19 protein-coding genes and 1 tRNA gene are annotated in these 24,473 nt (G+C 58.0%); 11 read left to right on the top strand and 9 right to left on the bottom strand.

What is annotated here, in order from left to right:
- Window positions 1–39 precede the first annotated feature (39 nt).
- Both ACSQ13_RS05730 and ACSQ13_RS05725 read left to right on the top strand, forming a co-directional pair.
- Window positions 40–1,254 (top strand): NADP-dependent isocitrate dehydrogenase, encoded by a 1,215-nt coding sequence (locus tag ACSQ13_RS05730; protein ID WP_176250008.1) that lies wholly within the window; start codon window positions 40–42, stop codon window positions 1,252–1,254.
- Window positions 1,255–1,391: 137 nt separating this feature from the next.
- The gene (locus ACSQ13_RS05725; protein WP_176250009.1) at window positions 1,392–2,000 is read left to right on the top strand and encodes a YitT family protein; all 609 of its coding nucleotides are present in this window, start codon (window positions 1,392–1,394) and stop codon (window positions 1,998–2,000) included.
- 2 nt (window positions 2,001–2,002) lie between these two features.
- Here the strand turns inward: ACSQ13_RS05725 and ACSQ13_RS05720 are convergent, their stop codons facing one another.
- On the bottom strand, window positions 2,003–2,209 hold the full coding sequence (locus tag ACSQ13_RS05720; protein WP_176250010.1) for a DUF6356 family protein: 207 nt from the start codon (window positions 2,207–2,209) through the stop codon (window positions 2,003–2,005).
- 120 nt (window positions 2,210–2,329) lie between these two features.
- On the opposite strand from ACSQ13_RS05720, the gene ACSQ13_RS05715 reads away from it, so the two are divergent.
- The 3 genes from ACSQ13_RS05715 to typA all read left to right on the top strand — a co-directional run bounded on the left by ACSQ13_RS05715 (window position 2,330) and on the right by typA (window position 5,082).
- Complete coding sequence (locus ACSQ13_RS05715; RefSeq protein ID WP_176250011.1) at window positions 2,330–2,788, top strand: Lrp/AsnC family transcriptional regulator; 459 nt, start codon at window positions 2,330–2,332, stop codon at window positions 2,786–2,788.
- A gap of 15 nt (window positions 2,789–2,803) precedes the next feature.
- Window positions 2,804–3,133 carry a DMT family transporter gene (locus ACSQ13_RS05710; protein WP_176250012.1) on the top strand — a complete coding sequence of 110 codons (330 nt, stop codon included), beginning with the start codon at window positions 2,804–2,806 and terminating at the stop codon, window positions 3,131–3,133.
- A gap of 128 nt (window positions 3,134–3,261) precedes the next feature.
- Window positions 3,262–5,082, top strand: a complete 1,821-nt coding sequence (gene typA / locus ACSQ13_RS05705) for a translational GTPase TypA (protein WP_176250013.1) — start codon at window positions 3,262–3,264, stop codon at window positions 5,080–5,082.
- A 182-nt stretch (window positions 5,083–5,264) separates the two neighbouring features.
- Here typA and ACSQ13_RS05700 read toward each other — a convergent pair whose 3' ends face one another.
- From ACSQ13_RS05700 to recA, 3 genes are all read right to left on the bottom strand, one after another.
- Complete coding sequence (locus ACSQ13_RS05700) at window positions 5,265–5,552, bottom strand: DUF1330 domain-containing protein (protein ID WP_176250014.1); 288 nt, start codon at window positions 5,550–5,552, stop codon at window positions 5,265–5,267.
- A 4-nt stretch (window positions 5,553–5,556) separates the two neighbouring features.
- Window positions 5,557–8,214, bottom strand: coding sequence for an alanine--tRNA ligase (gene alaS, locus ACSQ13_RS05695; RefSeq protein ID WP_176250015.1), 2,658 nt, complete (start codon window positions 8,212–8,214; stop codon window positions 5,557–5,559).
- Window positions 8,215–8,347: 133 nt separating this feature from the next.
- Entirely contained in the window at window positions 8,348–9,418 is a 1,071-nt protein-coding gene (recA, locus tag ACSQ13_RS05690; RefSeq protein WP_295508705.1) for a recombinase RecA, read from the bottom strand.
- A 206-nt stretch (window positions 9,419–9,624) separates the two neighbouring features.
- Between recA and ACSQ13_RS05685 the strand changes: the two genes are divergently transcribed.
- On the top strand, window positions 9,625–10,218 hold the full coding sequence (locus ACSQ13_RS05685) for a gamma-glutamyl kinase (protein ID WP_176250017.1): 594 nt from the start codon (window positions 9,625–9,627) through the stop codon (window positions 10,216–10,218).
- Between the two features lie 14 nt (window positions 10,219–10,232).
- On the opposite strand, the gene ACSQ13_RS05680 is transcribed toward ACSQ13_RS05685, so the two are convergent.
- The 3 genes from ACSQ13_RS05680 to guaB form a co-directional block, all read right to left on the bottom strand.
- Window positions 10,233–12,470 carry an ATP-binding protein gene (locus ACSQ13_RS05680; RefSeq protein ID WP_176250018.1) on the bottom strand — a complete coding sequence of 746 codons (2,238 nt, stop codon included), beginning with the start codon at window positions 12,468–12,470 and terminating at the stop codon, window positions 10,233–10,235.
- 156 nt (window positions 12,471–12,626) lie between these two features.
- Complete coding sequence (locus ACSQ13_RS05675) at window positions 12,627–13,784, bottom strand: RsmB/NOP family class I SAM-dependent RNA methyltransferase (protein ID WP_295508708.1); 1,158 nt, start codon at window positions 13,782–13,784, stop codon at window positions 12,627–12,629.
- A gap of 46 nt (window positions 13,785–13,830) precedes the next feature.
- The gene (gene guaB, locus ACSQ13_RS05670) at window positions 13,831–15,279 is read right to left on the bottom strand and encodes an IMP dehydrogenase (RefSeq protein ID WP_176250020.1); all 1,449 of its coding nucleotides are present in this window, start codon (window positions 15,277–15,279) and stop codon (window positions 13,831–13,833) included.
- A 149-nt stretch (window positions 15,280–15,428) separates the two neighbouring features.
- Here guaB and speB point away from each other — a divergent pair, with 149 nt between their 5' ends.
- The 4 genes from speB (at window position 15,429) to ACSQ13_RS05650 (ending at window position 19,619) form a co-directional block, all read left to right on the top strand.
- Complete coding sequence (speB, locus tag ACSQ13_RS05665; RefSeq protein WP_295508711.1) at window positions 15,429–16,394, top strand: agmatinase; 966 nt, start codon at window positions 15,429–15,431, stop codon at window positions 16,392–16,394.
- Between the two features lie 204 nt (window positions 16,395–16,598).
- On the top strand, window positions 16,599–18,644 hold the full coding sequence (locus tag ACSQ13_RS05660) for an ASKHA domain-containing protein (protein WP_176250022.1): 2,046 nt from the start codon (window positions 16,599–16,601) through the stop codon (window positions 18,642–18,644).
- A 21-nt stretch (window positions 18,645–18,665) separates the two neighbouring features.
- The gene (locus ACSQ13_RS05655) at window positions 18,666–19,502 is read left to right on the top strand and encodes a class I SAM-dependent methyltransferase (protein ID WP_295508714.1); all 837 of its coding nucleotides are present in this window, start codon (window positions 18,666–18,668) and stop codon (window positions 19,500–19,502) included.
- A 43-nt stretch (window positions 19,503–19,545) separates the two neighbouring features.
- Window positions 19,546–19,619, top strand: a tRNA-Gly gene (locus ACSQ13_RS05650).
- Between the two features lie 68 nt (window positions 19,620–19,687).
- Here the strand turns inward: ACSQ13_RS05650 and ACSQ13_RS05645 are convergent.
- Window positions 19,688–21,748, bottom strand: coding sequence for an ATP-binding protein (locus tag ACSQ13_RS05645; protein WP_295508716.1), 2,061 nt, complete (start codon window positions 21,746–21,748; stop codon window positions 19,688–19,690).
- Between the two features lie 391 nt (window positions 21,749–22,139).
- Entirely contained in the window at window positions 22,140–23,465 is a 1,326-nt protein-coding gene (locus ACSQ13_RS05640; protein ID WP_176250024.1) for an ATP-binding protein, read from the bottom strand.
- 45 nt (window positions 23,466–23,510) lie between these two features.
- Between ACSQ13_RS05640 and ACSQ13_RS05635 the strand changes: the two genes are divergently transcribed.
- Complete coding sequence (locus tag ACSQ13_RS05635; RefSeq protein WP_295508720.1) at window positions 23,511–24,422, top strand: MBL fold metallo-hydrolase; 912 nt, start codon at window positions 23,511–23,513, stop codon at window positions 24,420–24,422.
- The last annotated feature ends 51 nt before the right edge of the window (window positions 24,423–24,473 follow it).

Raw genomic sequence — 24,473 nt, 5'->3', positions numbered from 1 at the left:
CCCAGCCCCAAGACAGCCAAGCCAAAGGAACCTCTTGCGATGACCAAGATCAAGGTAGACAACCCGATTGTCGAACTCGACGGTGATGAAATGACCCGCATCATGTGGGATTTTATCAAGAAAAAGCTGATCCTGCCCTATCTCGACATTGATCTGAAATATTACGATCTGGGGATGGAGGTCCGCGACGAGACCAACGACCAGATCACCATCGATGCGGCCAATGCGATCAAGCAATACGGCGTTGGCGTCAAATGTGCGACCATCACCCCGGACGAGGCGCGCGTCGAAGAATTCGGCCTGAAAGAGATGTGGCGCTCGCCCAACGGGACGATCCGCAACATTCTGGGTGGTGTGATTTTCCGCCAGCCGATCATATGCAAGAACGTGCCGCGCCTTGTGCCCGGCTGGACCAAGCCGATCGTCGTGGGCCGCCACGCATATGGCGACCAGTACAAAGCCACTGATTTCAAATTCCCCGGCAAGGGCAAACTTACGTTGAAATTCGTCGGTGAAGACGGCACGGAGATCGAACGCGAGGTGTTTGACGCACCGGATTCAGGCGTTGTGATGGCGATGTACAACCTTGATAAATCCATCATCGATTTCGCCCGCGCGTCGATGAACTATGGTCTGAACCTTGGCTGGCCGGTCTATCTGAGCACCAAGAACACGATCCTCAAACAATATGACGGACGGTTCCTCGAACTGTTCCAGCACATCTACGAGACTGAATTCCAAGACAAATTCAAGGCGGCTGGCATTACCTATGAACACCGCCTGATCGACGACATGGTCGCTTGCGCGATGAAATGGAACGGCGGTTATGTCTGGGCCTGCAAGAACTACGATGGCGATGTGCAGTCCGATACTGTGGCTCAGGGCTTTGGCTCGCTTGGGTTGATGACCTCGGTTCTGATGACCCCCGATGGCCAGACGGTCGAGGCCGAGGCCGCCCATGGCACCGTCACCCGCCACTACCGCCAGCACCAGAAGGGCGAGGAAACCTCGACCAACTCCATCGCGTCGATCTATGCCTGGACCGGTGGTCTCAAGCATCGCGGCAAACTGGACGGCAATGCGGCGTTGACCAGTTTCGCCGAGACATTGGAAAAAACCGTCGTTGATACGGTGGAATCGGGCCACATGACCAAGGATCTGGCGCTGCTGGTTGGCCCCGATCAGGGTTGGCTGACCACGATGGGTTTCCTTGAGAAGGTGGACGAGAACCTGAACAAGGCCTTGAAGGGATAAGATCACAAGGGCCGCTCCGATCGGGGTGGCCCTTTTTTTGTGCAGAACTTCCATATGACGCGAGGTTTCGCTGCGCTGCCGCAAATTCTGCGGGACACCCCCTAGACAGGTCAACATAGCTGTCCTACCTCAAGAGGATGAAGAAACCTCTGAGCCCCCATCACAATCTGGTCGACGATATCCAAGGACTGAGCCTTGGGGTGTTTTTGTGCGGGCTTGGCATTCATGTTCTGACCTCCGTGGGGTTGATCACGGGGCAGACGGCGGGTCTGGCGGTGATTATCGCCTATCTGACGGGCACCTCCTTTGGCGTCGTGTTTTTCGCGATCAACCTGCCGTTCTATTTTCTGGCCTATAAACGGCTTGGGGCGGCGTTCACGATCAAATCGCTGATTTCAGTTACGCTTTTGTCTGTTGTCACCACGCTGCTGCCCTTGGGCTTCACGATCCAGTCACTTGATCCTGCCTTGGGTGCGGTGATTTTCGGATCACTCGTGGGTCTTGGGCTGCTGGCGATGTTCCGTCACAACGGATCACTTGGTGGGCTGGGTGTCATTGCGCTGCTGGTACAAGATACCACAGGGTTCAAGGCGGGCTGGGTGCAACTGATCACCGACGCGGTGATTTTCACCGCCGCGATGTTCCTGTTTCCGGCTTCGGTGGTGTTTTATTCGCTGCTGGGGGCTGTGGTGCTGAACATGATCATCACCTTCAACCACCGCAGGGACCGCTATATCGCGACCTGATCTCAGGCCCCGCGATTATGGGTCTTGGCATAAAGCTTTGCGATGATCCCGCTGGCGGTCTTTTCGAAGAGGCATGGCACAAGCGCATGAACCAAGGCCGCGCCTGCCGCTGCAAACAGCAGACCCGCAAATTTCAGCGCAAAGGCCATATGCTCCAGAAATGTTTCGTCGACCTTGGCGGGATGTTCAAGAAAGATGCGTGAGATCATGGGGATGTTCCTGTTGCTTACCGGCTTTTGAGGAAGATACCCAAAACACCCCGTGCATTTATCCCAAAGATCACTGAAAATCCCCTTGTCGTGGGATATTTTCACATTAATGATGCCCCCATGAGGACATTTGATGACATAGACCGCCGTATCCTGGGTGAATTGCAACGTAACGCGGATCAATCGCTTGACCAGATCAGCGAAAGCGTCGCCCTGTCGCGCAATGCCTGCTGGCGGCGCATTCGCACCCTTGAGGAAAGCGGCGTCATTACCGCACGGGTGGCCCTGCTGGATGCCGCAAAACTGGGGCTGGGGCTGACCGTGTTCATGCAGATCCGCACCAATGCCCATGAACCCGGCTGGCTCGACGCATTCTCCAAGGCCACAAAAGCCATGCCCGAAATTCAGGGCGTGTACCGCATGACCGGTGATCTGGATTATTTGATCCGGGCGCGCGTTGCGGATATGGCGGGGTATGATCGTTTGTATCAATCGCTGATCCGGCGCGTATCGCTTGTTGATGTTTCCGCCAGTTTCGTGATGGAAGAGATCAAGGAGACCACGGCCCTGCCCCTTTGAAAAGGTTTTAGAACAATGCATTACCTCTGGCTGTTTATCGCGATTGTGTCAGAAACGATGGGCACCACGGCGCTTCAGGCCTCGCAGCAGTTCACCCGTTTGTGGCCCTCGGTCGGGGTGGTGATCTTCTATTTGATCTCGTTCTACTTTATGGCGCTGGCGCTCAAGGTGATGCCCGTCGGCATCGTCTATGCGATCTGGTCCGGTCTGGGCATCGTGTGCATTGCGGGCATCGGTTATGTGATTTTCGGGCAGAAGCTGGATCTGCCTGCGCTGGTGGGTCTGTTCATGATCATTGCCGGAATTTTGGTGATCCACCTGTTTTCAAACACCACAACGCACTGAATCCTGCCGAAGCGCGCCTTTGGTTTGGTATTAGGGCTGGCTTTCTGGCGCGCACCACGGTATGCGCGGCGCAAATGCTGCGGTGCAACAGTGCGCGCGGCCCTCTTTCCTATCAAAGGCATACCCCAATGGACATGCGCAACATCGCAATTATCGCTCACGTTGACCACGGCAAAACGACGCTGGTGGACGAACTTCTGAAACAATCCGGTACCTACCGCGAAAACCAGGCGACCACAGAACGCGCCATGGACAGCAACGATCTGGAGCGCGAGCGCGGCATCACGATTTTCGCCAAGCCGACCTCGGTCGAGTGGAAGGGCCTGCGCATCAACATCGTTGACACCCCCGGCCACGCCGATTTCGGTGGCGAAGTCGAACGGATCCTGTCGATGGTTGACGGTGTTGTGTTGCTGGTTGACGCGGCCGAGGGCCCGATGCCACAGACCAAATTCGTGACCTCCAAGGCGCTGGCACTGGGCCTGAACCCTATTGTTGTCCTCAACAAGGTCGACAAGGGCGATGCCGAACCCGACCGCGCGCTGGACGAATGTTTCGACCTTTTCGCCAGCCTTGGTGCGAATGACGAACAGCTCGACTTCCCGCATATGTACGCGTCGGGCCGCAATGGCTGGGCCGACATGGAACTGGACGGCCCGCGCAAGGATCTGTCGGCGCTGTTCGACCTGATCGTCAAGCACGTACCTGCGCCAAAGCAGCTGAAAGACATCGACAAGCCGTTTACCATGCTGGCAACCACTTTGGGCGCGGACGCGTTCATTGGCCGGATGCTGACAGGCCGCGTTGAAACCGGCCAGTTGAAAACAGGCGAGCAGGTCAAGGCGCTGTCGCGTGACGGCAAGCTGATCGAGAACTTCCGCGTCACCAAGATCATGGCGTTCCGCGGCCTGAGCCAGCAGCCCATCGACGTTGCCGAAGCCGGTGATATCGTATCGATCGCAGGCATGACCAAAGCGACCGTGGCTGATTCCATCGTGGCCACATCCGTGGACACCGCCCTGCCCGCACAGCCGATCGATCCGCCCACAATCACCATCACATTCGGCATCAACGACAGCCCGCTGGCGGGTCGTGACGGCAAGAAAGTTCAGTCCCGCGTCATCCGTGACCGCCTGATGAAAGAAGCCGAATCCAACGTTGCGATCAAAGTCACCGACACCCCCGGTGGCGAAGCCTTCGAAGTCGCCGGTCGTGGCGAACTTCAGATGGGTGTTCTGATCGAAAACATGCGCCGCGAAGGGTTTGAACTGTCGGTATCGCGCCCTCAGGTTCTGTTCCGCGAAGGCGAGAACGGCGAGCGTCTTGAGCCCATCGAAGAAGTCACCATCGACGTGGACGACGAATATTCGGGTGCTGTGATCGAAAAACTGACCGGTCCGCGCAAGGGCGAACTGTCAGAGATGAAACCAGCCGGTGCCGGTAAAACCCGCATCATCGCCCTGGTGCCATCGCGTGGCCTGATCGGCTATCACGGTGAATTCCTGACCGATACCCGCGGGACCGGTGTGTTGAACCGTGTTTTCCACGACTGGGCCCCGCATAAAGGTCCGATCCCGGGCCGTCGCGCCGGTGTTCTGATTTCGATGGAGAATGGCACATCGGTTTCCTATGCGCTTTGGAAACTGGAAGACCGCGGCAAGTTCTTTATCGGCGCACAAGAAGCCGTTTATCAGGGCATGATCATCGGCGAACACAGCCGTGACAACGATCTGGAAGTGAACCCGTTGAAGGGCAAGCAGCTGACCAACGTCCGGGCGTCGGGTACCGATGAAGCCGTGCGTCTGACAACGCCTGTCACGCTGTCACTGGAACAGGCGATTGCCTATATCGATGACGACGAGCTGGTGGAGGTGACGCCAAACGCGGTACGTCTGCGCAAGCGCTACCTTGACCCGCACGAGCGCAAGCGGATGTCGAAGTCTGCATGATTTAATCACCGGACCGGGGGCCAGCCCCCGGACCCCCGGGATTTCAGACCATTCGGAAGGGGGGCTTTGCGGCCCTCCTTTTTTATTGTGGTTGGTGAGGTGTTGAAATTGGGGTGTCGGAAAAGCAATTAGGCCCGCCAAAGCGGGCCTATTGTATTTTTATAAACTGGGGTGGTTTGGGATCAGTCTTCGATCTCGACAACCATCAGTTCGCGTTCAGACGCCCCTTTGGCATGGCTTAGCGCCTCTTGGTAGGCGGGCGAGTTGTAGCAGGCCACGGCCTCTTCCAGCGAGGGGAAGCGGGCCACGACGTTGCGTGGGCGTTCCTTGCCTTCGAGCTGCACAAAACGCGCAGCGCGGGCCAGAAACTTGCCGCCGTGATCCGCAATCGCGGGGCCTGCTAGTTTGGCGTATTTGCCGTAGGCGTCTTCGTCGGTGACGGTGACATGGGCGATCCAGAGTGCTGGCATGGGGTTATCCTTTCAAGATGGCTTCGGCCGCCGCGATGGCCGCGTCTGCGTTTGCAACGTCTTTCGCCCCGCCTTGGGCCATATCAGGACGGCCACCGCCGCCTTTGCCGCCCAATTGCGCGACAACGGCCTTGACGATATCCACGGCCGAGGCCTGCCCGGTCAGATCGGCGGTCACCCCTGCGGCAACGGCCGCCTTGCCGTCCGCGTCAGCGATCAACAGCACGACGCCGCTGCCAAGCTTGGCTTTGTATTCGTCGACCAGAGCCGGAAGATCCTTGCCCGTTACACCGGACAGAACCTGCGCCATAAACGTCATGCCGTTCACATCGCGTGTTTCAGGGGCGGAAGCGCCGCCACCGGACATCGCCAGCTCGCGGCGCAATTGCGCGACCTCATTGCTGAGTTGCTTGCGTTCATCGATCAGCGCCCGCACCCGGTCTGGCACATCGGCGGTCGAGGTTTTCAGCTCGGATGCCACGCGCGACAATGCGGCTTCCTGGGCACGTAGCCAGGTCAGCGCCTCGTTGCCGGTCAGGGCTTCGATCCGACGGATGCCAGAACTGCTGGAGCTGTCGCCCAACACAACAAACGCGCCGATGTCGCCGGTCTGGCGCACATGGGTGCCGCCGCAAAGCTCCAGCGAATAGGTCGCCTTGTCCGCGCCCTTGCCCGATCCGGCCTCACGGCCCATCGACACAACACGCACCTCGTCGCCATATTTTTCGCTGAACAGCGCCTGCGCGCCCAAGGCACGGGCGTCATCCGGGGTCATGATCCGCGTCTCGACCGGCGCGTTCTGCCGGATATAGGCGTTCACTTCCTGTTCGACCTGCGCGATCTGGTCGGCGGTCATGGCGTGGTTGTGGCTGTAATCAAAACGCAGACGGTCTGCCGCGTTCAAGGACCCGCGCTGTGCCACGTTGTCACCAAGCGCGTTGCGCAGGGCCTCGTGCAGCAAGTGCGTTGCAGAGTGGTTGGCGCGAATGGCGGTGCGGCGGGCATGATCAACGTCAAGCACAGCCGCCTGCCCGGGGGAAACCGTGCCCTCGGTCACATCGCCAAAGTGAATGAATACACCGGCCGTTTTACGCGTATCCGTGACCGTGACGCTGCCGGTTTCCGTCTTGATCAGACCGGTATCGCCCACCTGACCACCGCTTTCGGCATAAAACGGCGTTTGGTTCAGGGCGATCTGCACCTTGTCACCCGCTTTGGCGGTCTTGACCTGTTCGCCATCCTGAACCAGCGCCACAATCTGACCTTCAGCGGTTTCCGTGTCATAGCCAAGGAAATCAGTCGTCCCCGCGGCCTCGGCCACGTCAAACCAGACGGTCGCATCAGCGGCTTCACCCGAACCGGACCACGCGGCGCGGGCCTGCGCCTTTTGCTTGCCCATCGCGGCGTTAAAGCCGTCCAGATCAACGCCGCGGTCTTTTTCACGCAGAGCGTCCTGGGTCAGGTCGACCGGGAAACCATAGGTGTCGTAGAGTTTGAACGCGACATCGCCGGACAGGTTTGCGCCTTCGGGCAGATCACGCAATTCATCGTCCAGCAGCTTGAGGCCGCGATCGAGCGTCTTTTTGAAACGGGTTTCTTCAAGCAGAAGTGTTTCCGTGATCAGCGCTTGGGCCTGCCCCAGTTCGGGATAGGCACCGCCCATTTGGCGCACCAGTTCAGGCACCAAACGGTGCATCAGCGGGTCCTGAATGCCCAGCAAATGCGCGTGACGCATGGCGCGGCGCATGATCCGGCGCAAGACATAGCCACGCCCGTCGCTTGCCGGCATCACGCCATCCGCGATCAGGAAAGAGGTGGAGCGCAGGTGATCCGCGATCACGCGATGATGCGTCTTGCCGGGGCCGTCGGGGTCGGTATTGGACGCATTGGCGCTTGCGACGATCAGGTTGCGCATCAGGTCGGTGGCATAGTTGTCGTTGGTGCCCTGCAACAGCGCGGCAACCCGTTCGATGCCCATACCTGTGTCGATCGACTGGTTCGGCAACGGCTTTCGGGTGCCATCCTCCAACTGCTCGTATTGCATGAAAACCAGGTTCCAGATTTCCACAAACCGGTCGCCGTCCTCCTCCGGAGAGCCGGGAGGGCCACCCCAGATGTGGTCGCCGTGGTCATAAAAGATTTCCGAACACGGGCCACAGGGGCCGGTCGGGCCCATCATCCAAAAGTTGTCATCCGTTGCGATGCGGATAATGCGGTCGTCAGGCAAACCTGCGACTTTCTTCCAAATGTTCGCGGCCTCGTCATCGGTATGGTAGACCGTGACATAAAGCCGGTTGGGGTCGATCCCGAGTTCTTTGGTGATCAGCTCCCAGGAAAACGCAATTGCGTCGGCTTTGAAATAGTCGCCAAAGCTGAAATTCCCCAACATTTCAAAGAAGGTATGGTGGCGCGCGGTATATCCGACATTGTCCAGATCATTGTGCTTTCCGCCAGCGCGCACGCATTTTTGCGCTGTTGTGGCACGTTTGTAATCGCGGGTTTCGACACCGGTGAACAGGTTTTTGAACTGCACCATGCCAGAGTTCGCAAACATCAAAGTGGGATCGTTGCGCGGTACCAGCGGGCTGGAGGGCAGCACCGTGTGGCCGTTCTTTTCAAAGTAGCCAAGAAACGTTGATCGGATATCGTTAAGCGTCTTCATATGCGGGGCCTTTCGAGGGGCAAAAATGCGTTGCATTCAAATAACCCTGCGGCGGGGCACTGTCCACAGGCCCATCCCACGAAAAAGGGCGCGCCGGTTGGCACGCCCAGTCTGAAATCCAGTTTTGGGGCAATTATGCCTCAAGAATGTCGATGTCATCCTTGTCTGAACCCGCGAAATCAAGCCCGTGGGCGGCGCGGATTTTATCTTCGATATCCAGCGCCATGGCTTCATTCTCTTTCAGGAAGGTTTTGGCGTTCTCGCGCCCCTGCCCGATGCGTTCGTCGCCATAGCTGAACCATGATCCCGATTTATCAACCACGCCGGCATTGACGCCCAGATCGAGCAGTTCGCCCATTTTCGAAATGCCTTCGCCATACATGATGTCGAATTCAACCTGTTTGAACGGCGCTGCGACCTTGTTTTTCACGACCTTGACGCGCGTGGCGTTGCCGACAACTTCGTCACGATCCTTAAGCGCACCGATGCGGCGGATATCAAGCCGTACCGAGGAATAGAATTTCAGCGCATTACCGCCCGATGTCGTTTCGGGAGAACCGAACATAACGCCGATCTTCATCCGGATCTGGTTGATAAAGATCACCATGCAGTTCGAGCGAGAGATCGACCCGGTCAGTTTCCGCATCGCCTGTGACATCAGCCGCGCCTGAACACCGACTGAACTGTCGCCCATGTCGCCTTCGAGTTCCGATTTCGGCGTCAGCGCCGCAACCGAATCGATGATAACCATGTTCACGGCACCAGAACGCACCAAAGTATCAACGATTTCAAGGGCTTGCTCGCCCGTGTCGGGCTGCGAGATCAGCAATTCGTCAATATCGACGCCCAGTTTTTTCGCATATTGCGGATCAAGCGCGTGTTCCGCGTCAACGAATGCACAGACACCGCCCTGTTTTTGCTGCTCGGCAACGCAATGCAGCGTCAACGTGGTCTTGCCCGAGCTTTCGGGGCCGTAGATCTCGATGATCCGGCCCATCGGCAAACCACCGATTCCCAATGCGATATCAAGGCCAAGCGAGCCGGTTGAGCTTGATTTAATGTCCTGAATGGCACCTTCGGCACCAAGTTTCATGATCGACCCTTTGCCGAACTGGCGTTCAATCTGTGCCAGCGCGCTATCAAGGGCCTTTTGCTTTTCAGCTTGTTTCTTGTTGTCCATTGTCAAAAGATCTGCCGTTGCCATTTTAGGGTATCCCTTTACTGTCACAGTGGTCATCAAGCCGCAATCGTTGCCTGTGCCACCTGGGTTTTGTTCCTTATATGTTCCGTATGGGACCAAAAGCAGAACATTTCAATCGTTTTGTTTCATGTTCCATCTTTTATCCGAAGTGATTAACATGTGGTTTACTGGGACAAGATCGGCTGAATTGAGTTTGGAATATCGTCTATATGCTTGTTTTCTTTAAAGAACGCCTTGCCTTTCTATCCGTCCCCAAGACCGGGACGACGGCCTATGAAACTGCCTTGGCCCCGCGTGCAGATATGGTGATTTCCGAACCGCCGATGCTGAAACATGCCCCTGTCTACCGCTACAACCGATTCATCCGGCCGATGTTTTTAAAGGTGTGCGATGCAGAACTGGAGCTGATGGCCGTCATGCGCGAGCCGATCAGCTGGCTGGGCAGTTGGTACCGGTACCGCCGCCGGCCGTTCATGCAAGGCAAACCCAATGCGACGTTTGATGTCACCTTTGACGAGTTTATTCTGGCCTATATGAAAGGCAAAAAACCCGGATTCGCCGATGTCGGCAGTCAGCTGAACTTTATGGCCGCACAACCGAATGGCACCGGGATCACCCATTATTTCCGCTATGAAGATCAACCCAGACTACAGCAGTTTTTATCTGATCGGCTTGGCGTAACCCTTGATCTTAAACGTGAAAACGTCTCTCCCGAGATGGAATTGACGCTGTCGCCGGATATAGAAGAACGGTTTCGCCGCAAATTCGAGGACGAATTCGCGCTTTACGATTCTATCGCCTAGTTGCGATTTGCCGGTCACCGCATTTGATTATGTACGGTTGTTGTTAAATCGGTCAGTGAAAACGGCTTTGGCAAAAACACCGAATTAGGGATTGTTGTCTGTTCGGCACCAAAGCTGTCTTCGGCATAGCCCGATACGAAAACGACAGGAACACCGGGCCGGTCTATCAGCGCTTTGCGAATCCAGCTGGGCCCGTCCATGCCCGGCATGATGACATCGGTGACGAAGACATCGATGTTCAGCGTCTCATCCTCAAGTGTCTTAAGCGCAGCTTCGGCAGATTCAGCCTCGAGCACGGTATAGCCGCGCATCCGCAGTGCACGGCTGGCAAAGGCCCGCACGGGGGCTTCGTCCTCGACCAGCAGGATGATCCCGTCGTCGAAACCGGCTGGTGGTGCCGACACGACGGCGGGCTTGGCCGGTGTGGTCAGACTATTGGCCATAACCGGGAAATAAAGGGTAAATATGGTGCCGACTCCGACGGTGCTGTCGATAAAAATGAACCCGCCAGATTGTTTGATAATGCCATAGGCTGTCGACAGGCCCAGCCCTGTCCCCTCGCCAGTGCGTTTGGTGGTGAAAAACGGCTCGAACACCTTTTGCAGTTTATCTTCGGGAATACCGACACCTTCGTCCGACACTTGCAAGGTCACATATTGCCCGGCCGGAACGGTGGCGCGGTCGCGCCTTAACGGGCTTTGCAACTTGACGCATTCGGTGGTGATCTTGATCTCCCCGCCTTCCCGCATTGCGTCGCGCGCATTGACCACCAGGTTCATAAGAACCTGTTCCAGCTGCCTTTTATCAGCCCGAATGGGTTTCAAAACCGGATCATGGCTGAGCGTCAAAGTCACCTTTTCCCCGACCAACCTGTTCAACAAATGTGTCAGGTCTGCCAGCGTGTCGCGCAGATTCAATGTTTCGGGCCGCAGGGTTTGTTTGCGCGAAAACGCCAGCAGTTGCCCCACCAAAGCGGCGGCGCGGTTGGCATTCTGGTCGATCTGGACAAGATCGCTGAAATCAGGATCCCCCTGATCATGGCGCAACAGTAACAGATCGCAATGCCCTGAAATCGCTGTCAAAAGGTTGTTGAAATCATGGGCAACACCGCCGGCCAACTGCCCGATAGCTTGCATTTTCTGGCTTTGCACAAATTGCGCCTCAAGCGTTTTCAATTCGGTTGCATCGTTGAGGACCGCGATCAGCGCGGGGGCCCCCTGATCGGTCACCAGGTTCAGGGTGACCTGCACGAAAGTCTCTCGATCGTCGCGTTTCAACCGCAGGAATTCCGATTTCTGGATCAACCTGCCTTCCAAGGTGTCGGTCAGCCAATCATTGATCGACCGACCCAGCCCTTCCATGAGCGATGCCAAAAGCGCATCGGGCTGCAACCCCGGGCCAACAAGCTTTGCGGCCAGCTGATTATAGGACAGCACTGCGCCGTTCGGGGCAATCTTGACCAAGGGTATGGGCAGTTCCTGAAACACGTTCCACCCTGAATCCTGAGCGCGCGGTGCGTAAGCGGGAAGCAAATACAATGCCTTACGCCCTGCCCCCGCATCCAGTTCCGCGACCAGCATCTTTGTTTCGCCCTGTGTCGTCGTCACCTCGGCCAGATCGCCATGGGCGACAGGCAATGATTTGAACAAACGATCCAGTGTTTTCACCCGGGTACCGATAAGGGCGCGGGACGCTTCGTTCATGAACAAAACGGCACCCGACCGGCCAACCATCAACATCGGCAAGGACTGTTCAAAGTCACGCGACCGCGCGGGGCCTTTTTCCTGAACGGCTTCAAGGCGCCACAAATAACCGGTTGCCACGCGGTGGGTCGAAAGGCGCATCGGGCCAGTGCGGGTCATGATATCTTCACGTGCCGCTCCGTCTATTTCCGCGCGGTCCTGAAGACGGAACACATGCGCCGAGGGGCTTGCAAGCAGGCTTGACAGAAAGGCAGCGACAGTCGTGGTCGGGTTCGCCTTGCACAGGAGGGACGCTGCTGGATTTTGCGCGGTGACAAGCCCGTCTTCGGTCGCGAAAACACTGGGGCTGGCGTCATTTGCGATAAAGTCGGAGACAGCCTGCACATCCCGACCGATCCGTTTTTCCGTCAGGATATCAGCAATAAAACCTATCCCCGCGACACATCCAAGCGCCGCACCGGCAGAGATGAAAACGCGCGTCAGATAGGGTTGCTGCGCCACAAAGGCCGCAACAAAGGTCAAAATGGCAGCGATAAAGACGACCAGCATCCGCCTGCGTCTGACTAAGGTAACGCTGTTCAATTTTGACAAAAACGACCCTCCCCTCGCATAAACATACAAACGGTTTACGTCCAGGAAGGTTAAGGTACCGTCAATTAATGAAGCTCAACCCGATAAACACGTTCAGGTTGATCATATACCTCATCAATCTCTTTTCAAGTGTGCCGTGAAAAACCCGTCACCGTCGTCATTCGGGTCAAAACGTTTTTGGAACCCGACAGACCAGCCGCTGTTGCGTGCCAGGAATGCGGCGATACGGTCTTCGTTTTCGCATGCCAGAACGGAACAGGTCGCGTAGACCAGAACGCCGTTCTTGGCCGTCAATGCCGTTGCGGCGTCTAGAATATTGTCTTGAATTTGAGTTAACTCGTCCAGACGTGACGCGGACAGGGTCCATTTGCCTTCTGGCGACCGGCGCCAGGCCCCGCTGCCCGAACAGGGCGCATCGCACAAGACCACATCAAACGGGGCCTCGTTCGCCAGCATGTCGGCTTCAATCTGGCGGATCGTCCTGCCTGCGCGGTCGGCACGGGCGGGCAAATCCTGCATCCGGCGCGGGTCGATATCATGGGCCATCACCGTCGCAGCCGGGTCAACTGCCAAGGCCAGCGCCTTGCCGCCGCCGCCCGCACAGTAATCCAAGATCCGGCCTGTGCCGGAAATCGCCGCGACAACCGCCTGGCTGGACGCGTCCTGAAGCTCCACATTGCCCTCCAAGTAACTGACAGAGTTGCGGATTTTCCGCTCGCCTTCGGTGACGGTCAATGCAGTTTCGGCCAGAGGATTAGCGCGCGTTTGAATGCCCTGTTCGGCCAGTTCTACCACAGCGGCAGAGGGCGTGATATTGGCTGTATTCACCCGCAAGGTGATCGGGGCACGGGCCTGAAGGGCCAATGCCACGGCTTCGGCGCGGGGGCCGAGCGACGCCTTGAACTGGGGGATAATCCAGTCCGGCAGGTTCCACTCGATTGCTTCGTCAGCCTCGGTTTCGATACCCTGCTCTGCATCGGTCAAGGGCTGTGGCGCATGGCCGACACCGTTGAAAAGCGCAGAAAGATCAGTGCCTTGCGCCCGCAAAATGCCGATCATCAAGGCGCGTCCAGTCTCGCCTCCGCCCAGTTGGGCAGCGGTGCGGCGCTGGCGCAACACGGCAAAGACATGATCCCGGATTGCCGCGCGATCCTTGGAGCCCGCAAAGCGATTGCCCCTGCCCCAACGGGTCAGGGATTGCTCGGCCGGTTGGCCATCGGCCATCGCGTTCAAGATTTCGATCGCCGCTGCGACGCGCGCGCCGGGGGTCATGTAACTGCCACGTTTAGTTGCCTTTCAAAGCGAGACCGGTGAGCCATTAGCCAACCCGATAGTTCGGGCTCTCACGGGTGATTTGCACGTCGTGGACGTGGCTCTCTTTCAGGCCCGCGCCGGTGATCTTCACGAAAGAGCAATTCTTGCGCATCTCGTCCACGGTCGCACAGCCGGTATATCCCATCGCCGCGCGCAAACCGCCGACCATTTGATGCACCACTGCCGCGGCAGAGCCTTTATAGGCGACCTGACCCTCGATCCCTTCGGGGACCAGTTTGTCGCTGGCCGCATCTTTCTGGAAATACCGATCGGCAGAGCCGCTGGCCATCGCACCAAGCGACCCCATGCCACGATAGCTTTTGAAGCTACGCCCTTGATACAGAATAACTTCGCCGGGGGATTCGTCCGTGCCGGCGATCATCGAGCCGACCATGGCACAAGACGCACCCGCCGCGATTGCCTTGGCAAAATCACCCGAGAACTTGATGCCGCCATCGGCAATCACCGGAATATCACCGGCTGCTTTTGCACAATCCATGATCGCCGTCAGCTGTGGAACGCCAACGCCCGCCACCATCCGTGTGGTGCAGATAGAGCCCGGCCCGATGCCAACCTTGACCGCGTCCGCCCCCGAACCGATCAGGGCACGGGTCGCCTCGCCCGTTGCGACGTTGCCCGCCACAACCTGTACTTCGTTGCTTAGCTTTTTGGCGCGCTCGACCGCGATGGCCACGCCTTCGGAATGCCCGTGCGCAGTGTCGATCACGATCATATCCACGCCCGCATCGACCAGCGCTTGCGACCGTTCAAAACCGGCATCGCCCGTGGTGGTTGCTGCGGCCACGCGCAAACGGCCCAGACCGTCCTTGCACGCGGTGGGGTTCAGAACCGCCTGTTCGGTGTCCTTGAGGGTCAGAAGACCCGTCAATTTGCCCTCCCCGTCGGTCACCAGCAATTTCTCGATCCGGCGGGCCTTCATCAGGCTGATCGCTTCTTCGCGGTCGGCGGGTTCGTGCAAGATGGCCAGTTTGTCGACGGTCATCATCAGATGCACCGGTGTGTCATCGGCAGTGGCGAAACGCATGTCGCGGTTGGTCACAATGCCCACGACGCGGCCCTTTTCATCCACCACCGGAAAACCGGTGACGTTATAGCGCTGCTGCAATGCTTTGGCGTCCGCAAGGGTCTGGTTGGCCCGCAGGGTGATCGGGTTGTAAACGATCCCGCTTTCAAACCGTTTGACGCGGCGCACCTGTTCGGCCTGTTCGGCGATGGTCAGGTTGCGATGCACCACGCCCATGCCGCCCGCCTGGGCCATGGCAATCGCCATGCGGCTTTCGGTCACTGTGTCCATCGCCGAGCTGAGCAGCGGGATGTTCAAAGCGATCGAATTTGTCACATATGTGCGTGTGTCAGCCGTCGACGGCAACACGCTCGATGCCGCTGGCACCAGTAGTACATCATCAAAGGTCAGAGCCTCACGAATCTCCATAATTGCACCTCGGGTTGCATGGGTTCATTTGGCGGTTTCCTATTTCACGGATAGTACCGATTGGAAAGGGCCATTTGCCGCGCAGCACCATTGCAAAACCGCATAGCCCGGTCAAAGCTGGGCCAAACCGGTTTCAAAGGAGCGTCAGAATGGCAAATCACGGATATGAGGGCGGCAGGCTTGATCTGCCTTTTGTGGGCATTTCGACCTTTGGCAAGCGCCCATATCAGCCCGATTGGGCGGCCTTGGATGCCGATGTCGCGATACTGGGGGCCCCGTTTGATGCGGGCACCCAATGGCGGGCGGGTGCGCGGTTTGGCCCGCGCGGGGTGCGCGAGGCGTCCACCCTGTTCAGCTTTGGCCACGCGGGGGCCTATGATCACGAAGACGATGCGGTGTATCTGCCGGGGGATGTGAACATCGTTGATATCGGCGATGCGGATATCGTGCATACCGATACAGAACAAAGCCATGCCAATATCGAAGCCGGCGTGCGGGCCATTCTGGATGCCGGTGCCCTGCCCGTGGTGATTGGCGGCGATCATTCGATCAATATCCCGTGTATCCGTGCATTCGACGGGCAAGGCGACATTCATATCCTGCAAATCGACGCGCATCTGGATTTCGTCGATGAACGCCACGGTGTGCGCCATGGCCACGGCAACCCGATGCGCCGCGCCGCCGAGCAGGACTATGTGACGGGGCTGACGCAGGTCGGCATCCGCAATGTCAGCTCGACCGCCCGCGAAGGCTATGATGATGCCCGCGCCATGGGGTCGGATATTATTTCGGTCCGGCAGGCGCGCAAGATGGGCACATTGGGCGTCTTGGCACATGTGCCAGAGGGCGCGCGGCTGTATGTGACAGTCGACATTGATGCGTTTTGCCCGTCGATTGCGCCCGGCACGGGCACGCCTTCCCACGGTGGGTTCCTGTATTACGAAGTGTTGGAACTGTTGCAGGCCGCAGCCAAGCGCCACGAGATCGTGGGCATTGATCTGGTCGAGGTGGCACCGGATTATGACCCGACGGGATCGACCAGCATTCTGGCGGCGCAGGTGTTGTTGAACTTTCTGGGGTTCATATTTCATGCACGTGGTGCGCGGGACATTTAGGGTTTGTTTCGATTGCAGGCGGTTGGGGCTCTGCCCGTTGCGCCAAAGGCGCGCCGTGATCAAGGGGCGACCCTTTGGGTCGACCCCCAGGATATTTAAGAGCCAGAGAAGCGAGGGCGCGGATGCGGCATTTTGCGACGTATCTTGGCTTTCGTCTGGCGCAGCCTTCGCTATGTTGCGGCAAAGGTTTTGAGGACAGATTTGATGAGCAACGATCCACTGGTGGTATTCACGCCTTCGGGCAAGCGCGGGCATTTTCCAAAAGGAACCCCCATTCTGACGGCGGCGCGCCAGTTGGGGGTCGATCTGGATTCGGTCTGTGGCGGGCGCGGCATTTGTTCGAAATGTCAGGTGTCGCCGGGGTATGGACAGTTTCCCAAGCATGGTGTGACGGTTCAGGATGATGCGCTGAGCGAATGGAACTCGGTCGAGCAGCGCTATAAGGACAAGCGCGGTTTGATCGACGGGCGGCGGCTGGGCTGTCAGGCACAGGTGATGGGCGATGTCGTGATTGACGTGCCCGCCGAAAGCCAGGTGCACAAGCAAGTGGTGCGCAAGCGCGCCGAGGCCCGTGACATTGTGCTGAACCCGTCAACCAAGCTGTTTTACGTCGAAGTGCAAGAGCCCGACATGCATGACCCCTCGGGCGATCTGGAGCGGCTATGCGCGGCGTTGAAAGAGCAATGGCAGCTTGAGAATGTGAAAGCGGATTTGCAGATCTTGCAGGTGATGCAGAAGATTCTGCGCAAGGGCGGCTGGAAGGTCACTGTTGCCGTGCATCTGGGCGATGACGAGAACCCGCCGCGCATCATGCATCTGTGGCCGGGTTTCTACGAGGGGACTGTCTATGGGCTGGCTGTCGATCTGGGGTCTACCACCATCGCGGCGCATCTGTGCGATTTGCAAACCGGCGATGTCGTGGCGTCGTCAGGCGTAATGAACCCGCAGATCCGCTTTGGCGAAGACCTGATGAGCCGGGTCAGCTATTCCATGATGAACGAGGGTGGCGCGGAGGAGATGACCCGTTCGGTGCGTGCGGGCATGAACACCCTGTTTGACGAGATTTGCGCCGAAGGTGGCGTTGATAAAGGCCTGATCGTGGATGCGGTTTTTGTTTGCAACCCCGTCATGCACCACCTGTTTCTGGGCATCGACCCGTTCGAGCTGGGCCAAGCGCCTTTTGCCCTTGCGACGTCCAATGCCTTGCGGATGCGCGCGGTCGAGCTGGACCTGACCATTCACCCGTCAGCGCGGATATATTTCCTGCCCTGTATCGCAGGCCATGTCGGGGCGGATGCCGCTGCCGTTGCGCTGTCAGAGGCACCGGATAAATCCGACGATCTGGTCTTGATCGTCGATGTGGGCACCAATGCCGAAATCCTGCTGGGCAACCGCGACAAGGTGCTGGCCTGTTCATCGCCCACCGGACCAGCCTTTGAGGGTGCGCAGATCAGCAGCGGCCAGCGTGCCGCCCCCGGCGCGATCGAGCGGGTCGAGATTGACCCCGTGACCAAGATCGCACGGTTCAAGGTGATCGGCAGCGATTTGTGGTCTGACGATCCGGGCTTTGACGCCGCGATTGGCGCAAGCGGTGTGACTGGCATTTGCGGGTCCGGCATCATCGAGATGGTGGCCGAGATGCGCATTCACGGCATCGTGGATGCCCCCGGCCTGATTGGCACGGCCGAACAAACCGGATCGCCGATGGTCTTTGCTGACGGGCGCACCAATTCCTATCTGGTTTATGACGGCACGGCCAATGGCGGGCCGAAAATCACCGTGACCAATCGCGATATCCGCGAAATCCAGATGGCCAAGGCCGCGCTGTATTCCGGTGCGCGCCTGCTGATGGACAAGTTCGGCGTCGACAAGGTGGACCGTATCGTGCTGGCCGGTGCTTTTGGGGCGCATATCAGCACCAAACACGCGATGGTGTTGGGCATGATCCCCGATGCGCCGCTGGACAAGGTCACCTCGGCGGGGAATGCCGCAGGAACCGGCGCGCGGATTGCCCTGCTCAATAGCACCACACGGGCCGAGATCGAGGAGACCGTGCGCAATATCCACAAGATCGAGACCGCAATCGAGCCGCGTTTTCAGGAGCATTTTGTGAACGCATCGGCGATTCCGAACGCGGTTGAACCTTTCCCGATCCTTAACAGCATCGTGACCCTGCCCACGGCCACCTTTAACACCGGCGGCAGTGGCGGCGATGGTGCGGGCGGCGGGCGTCGTCGCCGGCGCGGATAAAACAGCTACAGAAAGCACCCCATGTCACAGGCAAATCACGACCAAGAAGACTTCTGGACCAATAATGCCGGGCCAACATGGGTCGCCTACGAGGCCCCCTTGGATGCGTTTCTGGCACCGGTTCTGGACGGGGTTCTTGGCCGTGCAGGGGTGCAAAACGGCCATGGGGTTCTGGATATCGGCTGCGGCACCGGCGGGTCGGCGCTGCTTGCGGGCGATGCTGTGGGCCCCGATGGTCATGTCATGGCGGTTGATATCTCGGCCACCATGGTTGCACGCGCAAAAGAACGGACAGCGGCACAGCCTTGGGTCCGTATTGAACTGACCGATGCGGCGGATCACCCGTTTCAGATGCCGCAATTCGATCACGTCATCTCGCGGTTTGGGGTGATGTTTTTTGCCGATACCGCTGCGGCGTTTGAAAACATCGGCCGGGCGATCAAACCCGGCGGCGGGCTCAGCTTTGCCACATGGGGCCAGATCCCCGCGAATCCATGGTTCACCCTGCCCGCGCAGATCGCCAAGGCCGAACTGGGCGCGCCGCCAAAATCTGATCCCGATGCCCCCGGCCCTTTTGCGTTGCGCGACATCGACCGGACATGCGCCATGCTGGCGCGCGCGGGGTTCAACGATGTAATGGGTGTCGCCGAAAACATGGCCTTTACCCTGCCCGGCGGAGCCCACGAAATCGCGGCGCTGTCGATGCATGTCGGCCCTGCTGCCGGGACGATCAAACATTTCGATGCAGACGCGCCTGCGAAATCCCGCATTCAAGCGGCCATGACGGATGCATTTGCGCAATTTGACGGTCATGCCATCCCCGCCGAGATTAACTTTTTCACCGCCACCAAGTCCTGACTTGACGCTCTGCGCGCCACAACCTAAATCAGGGTCATGGCGCGCGGGTATGGTGAAAAGGTATCACGGCAGCTTCCCAAGCTTTAGTTACGAGTTCGATTCTCGTTACCCGCTCCAGCCACAATAATCTTCATAACAGACACCAACCTTGCGCTTTGCAAAGCCGCGCCCGTTTTACGCGACTTTCATGCGACTTTCTCAAGGCTGACGTCGGCTTCGGCGCTTGGCAATCTTAGGCTAAAGGTGCTGCCCTTACCCAATGTGCTGGTCAGCGAAAGCGTGCCGCCGTGCAGTGCTGCGAGTTGTTCGGAAATCGCAAGACCAAGGCCCAGCCCCCCGCTTTGACGCGTCATGGAGCCATCAACCTGTTGGAAACGCTGGAAGACCCGTTCGAGGTTTTCCTCGGAGATGCCATGGCCCGTGTCCGTCACATTGAACACGACAAAGCCGTTCTCTTTTTCCATCGACAGGTGAATGCTGCCCTTGTCGGTGAATTTGACCGCGTTGTTGATCAGGTTGTACAAGATTTGCTTCAACCGTACTTTGTCGGCCATGGCTTCGGCGGTCCAGTCACCGGAATAGGTCAGCGACAGCCCTTTCGCCTCGGCGTTGGGTTTCAGATCCTGCACCACGGAACTTGACAGCTCATCCAGTTGCAGACGCTCCATATCCAGGTCCAGCTTGCCGCGGGCAACCTTTGTCCAATCAAGCAGGTCTTCGACAAGACGGATCATGTGCTGGGCCGAATCTGCGATCCCTGCACCCTGGTCAGATACGAAGCGTTGATAATTCGTAACCGCGTTGGCCAATTCTTCGGGCGTGGTGCCCTCCGCCTCGATTGCGCTCAACAGCCGCTTGGCATGGGGCAGTTTTTCGCTGTTGCGCATGAATGTCGCGCGCCCGAAAATCACGGTCAAAGGTGTGCGCAATTCATGCGAGACGTTGTTAAGGAAATCTGTTTTCTCGCGGTCGGCGGCCTCTGCGGCCTCTTGGGCGCGTTTTTCAGCAGTCACGTCTGTCCAGATGCCCACGGTATAACCATGTGGTGTCTTTGCCTCAGTCACCTTAAGGCAATACCCGTTCCCGATTGTTTGCAGGAATGAATCGCCCGGATTGCGGAAGTCCTCCAAGCGCTGCGCAACCCATGCTTCTTTATCCTCCATATCATGAAGAATATCCTGATTTTCGACGGCCAGCCTTACGAGGCTCTCCATCGTCATTCCGGTAACCACATGATCGGCGATATCGGTATGGTAATCCAGATACTTCTGGTTCACGATCATCAGCCGTTCCTTGTCATCAAAGGCGATAAAGCCTTCGTTGATGCAACCCACGGCTTCGGCCAGCAAGGAATGTGCATTTTCTTTCTTCACCGCAAGTTTGCGATAGGCCAAAAGAACCACCAGCAGAACCAGCGCAGAGAAGAATGCGGACCCCACCAAATAGCGGCTTTCTGGCGAATAGGCGGGCCAACCGTTCGCAGGAATCGCTGTCGCTCTCCACTTGCTGCCAAGTATGCTGAATTCGGTCACAACCGGTTGGAACCGCATCGGAGTTTTCGCAACATCAAGCGACGACAAGACCTCCGGCGGCGTGCGCAGTTCATTCAGTTCGAAGACGTATTTCTCGGCATTGCCGAAATCATGCTGGTTGGCGTTCAGCAGCCCGTCCGCGTTAATGACGATTGAAATGATACCCCAAAACTTGTCGGACTTCAAAGCAGGGCTTTGCAAGAATACAGGATAGCGCAGGATGTAACCGGTGCCGCCCTGTACAAGTGCAACAGGCCCGGACACAACGGAGCTTTGGGTCCGGTAGGCTTTTGCCACGCTGGTCATCTGGGCGGGCACTTGCCAATATTTCAGACCGATCGACTTTCTGTTTTGGGTTTGTGGAAAGCTGTGCGTGATCTCCAAGCCGGGGGCCAAGGCGACAGCGATGATTGCCGGATTATGTCTTTGGAATTCTTCCACTACCCGCGAAATGTGGGTTTCCACAATCCCGCCGGACATGCTCAGGATACTTTCGACGTTTTTCGCGACCAGAACGGTCTCGAAGAACCGAAGCTGGATTTGTTCGGTGGCAGCGTAAAGCCCTTGCTCCACATCGCGTTTGACCGAGGATAAGTGGCTGTCGTGGTCCATTTTGATGATCGAATACCCGATCCCGGACACGCTCAGCATGACCACAGCGGCAACCAGAATGAATGCCTTTGATGAAATATAGTCTCTGAAATTATTGATCACGTGTAAGACCCTCCGGGAGACCTGCTAAAGTATCGCCGTCCAAATTGACGGGCTGCTAATGGGTTCAGGTTCCTCAAGGTCACTCTTTAGCAGGCGCAAGACGAATTGCGGGCGTAAAATCGGCAATTTTGTGTCTTTCCATCGGGCGGGCACGAGTGACCCCTTAAGTATCTGATTTTATTAAATACTTAGTGCAGCCCATCGTGAGGAAAATTGCGCTAATCTGTGAAAATATAAAAGGATATTCCCTGTTCAGGGGGGTATTTATCAGCTTTGGTTGAAACCCCCAAGGGTTGACGCCCCCAGAATCACACATCCATTGGTTGTTTTCCACAAGTCACAGGATGGATACGTCACGCGGGCTTCGGGTCAGCGCGTTCGGCACCGGCTGTCAGCGTGCGATAACAATGTCGGCGCGCAACCCGCCCAGATCCTCGGACACCCCCAACCGCAACACACCGCCATGGGCGCGCGCGATGTCCGTGGCAATGGCAAGCCCAAGCCCGACGCCACCGCCCTTGTTCTGGTTTCGGGCGGGATCAAGCCGCGAAAACGGACGCACCGCATCCAGCCTGCGGTCTTCGGGGATACCGGGGCCGTCATCCTCTACGCGGATGCGCAAGGTCTTGTCTGTCAGCAGCACCGACACCTCGGCCTTTGCACCATAGCGCACAGCATTGGAGATCAGGTTGTCCACCGCCCGCAAAATCGCGCCTTTGCGCAGCCGCACGGTGCCTGATCCGTCACCTTGGGGTGATAACAGGGTCACGTTGCGCCCTGCCCGCTGGGCCTCGGCTACGGCAGATTTCAGCAAGGCGTGGGGATCAAGCTTTTCGAACTCGCCCTCGGCAGCCCCTTTGGCGAAATCAAGGAATTCATCCAGCATCCGCTGCATGTCTTCGACATCCTGCAGCAAGGGCCCGGCTTCGGGGTCCTCCATCATCGACAGGCTCAGCCGCATCCGCGTCAGGGGGGTGCGCAGATCGTGGCTGACCCCCGACAACATCAGCGTACGCTGTTCGATGTGCCGCTCGATCCGGGCGCGCATGTCCAAAAACGCACTGCCGGCTGCGCGCAATTCAACCGCGCCGGCAGGGGTATAAGGGATGTGGCGGCCCCTACCAAAGGCTTCGGCAGCACGGGCCAACCGTTTGATCGGACGCAATTGATTGCGCAGATAGAGGAATGCAATCAGCGTCATCAAGAACCCGAAGGAAAACGTATAGACAAACAGCTGATGCGGATTGGACGCTGAAATGCGCCCGCGGTCAAAGCTGATCTGGATCGGGCCATGGTCTGTGTCGGCAAATAGATGCACCCGCCCCGGATCGGTCAGATCCAGCGTGCGGAACTCAGCAAGGCGTTCCTGAAACAAGCCGATCATGACGCGGCCCGAATAATCATACCAGGACAGCTGGTTCTGCTGCACCTGCTCCTCCGGCATGACCGGTTCCACCTGCATCATCAAAGGGGAAAGCCGTTGTCGGACCATCGGGGCAATCTGATCCGCCGATGGTGCATCTGCGGCGACGTTCAGAACCAATGCCACCTCGCGCAGCACGGTGATGGTCATTTGCGTGGTCACACCTTCGTAATTGCGCTGCGCAAAAATCACGGTCACCACCAGCTGCAAAATCACCACAGGCAACAGCAGGATCAGGGCAGCGCGCCCATAGATGCCACGGGGCATATATCGTTTGAGCCAGACAAAGAACATGTTGTAGACCTTAGCCAGCCCCCTCCCGCCGCGAAAGGCCAAACCATGCTCCCCCCCGACGAATTTGACCCACCCATAGGCGTTGCCCAGAGTCTGGAACCCGGTTTGCGCCGGATTGTGGCGGATAACCCCTCGCCGATGACCTATCGCGGGACAAACACCTATCTTGTCGGCACGCGCGGTCTGGCTGTGATCGACCCGGGCCCCGCGTCGCCGCGCCATCTGGCCGCGATTCTGGCCGCCATCGAGCCAGGCCAGCACATCAGCCATATCATCGTCACCCATACCCATCTGGACCATTCCCCCCTGGCGCGCGATCTGTCCCAAGCCAGCGGCGCGCCGGTTATTGCCTTTGGCGATGCGACCGCCGGGCGCTCTGCCGTCATGGCGCAACTGGCCCAAGGCGCACAGATTGGCGGCGGCGAAGGCATCGACGTCGATTTTCGCGCGGACCGGATCGTGGCTGACAAGGACCAGATCGAGGGCGATACATGGTCGCTGGACGTGATCCACACCCCCGGACATATCGGCAATCACATCAGTCTGGGCTGGAGAGACGCGTGTTTCACCGCAGATCACGTTATGGGCTGGGCCAGCTCGCTTGTGTCGCCACCTGATGGCGATCTGACCGATTTCATGGCCTCCTGCACAAGGCTGAATGAACAAAGCTGGCGGGTGTTCTATCCGGGCCACGGAGCCCCTGTTGATACCCCCCATGACCGTCTGGCCTGGCTCGTCGCACATCGCCAATCCCGGGAGGCCGATATTCTGGCCGCCCTCACCGCCGGCCCCGCCACGGCCCATATGCTGGCCACGCTCATCTACACCGAAACGCCCCCCGCGCTGCTGGGGGCCGCGTCCCGCAACGTCCTTGCGCATCTTGTTGATCTTACCGGAAAAAACCGCGTTTCCCCTGTCGGTGCCTTGTCAGGAGACGCCAAATTTCGACTGATTTGAAATCAATTTGGAAAAAGCTGAAAAAACTGCCGAAACCCACTGGACGCCACA

The organism is Sulfitobacter sp. SH22, assembly GCF_965641905.1.
In the GTDB taxonomy this organism is placed as follows: Bacteria; Pseudomonadota; Alphaproteobacteria; order Rhodobacterales; family Rhodobacteraceae; genus Sulfitobacter.
The sequence above is the reverse complement of the archived record's forward strand: the minus strand, read 5'-3'. Positions and strand labels throughout refer to the sequence as shown.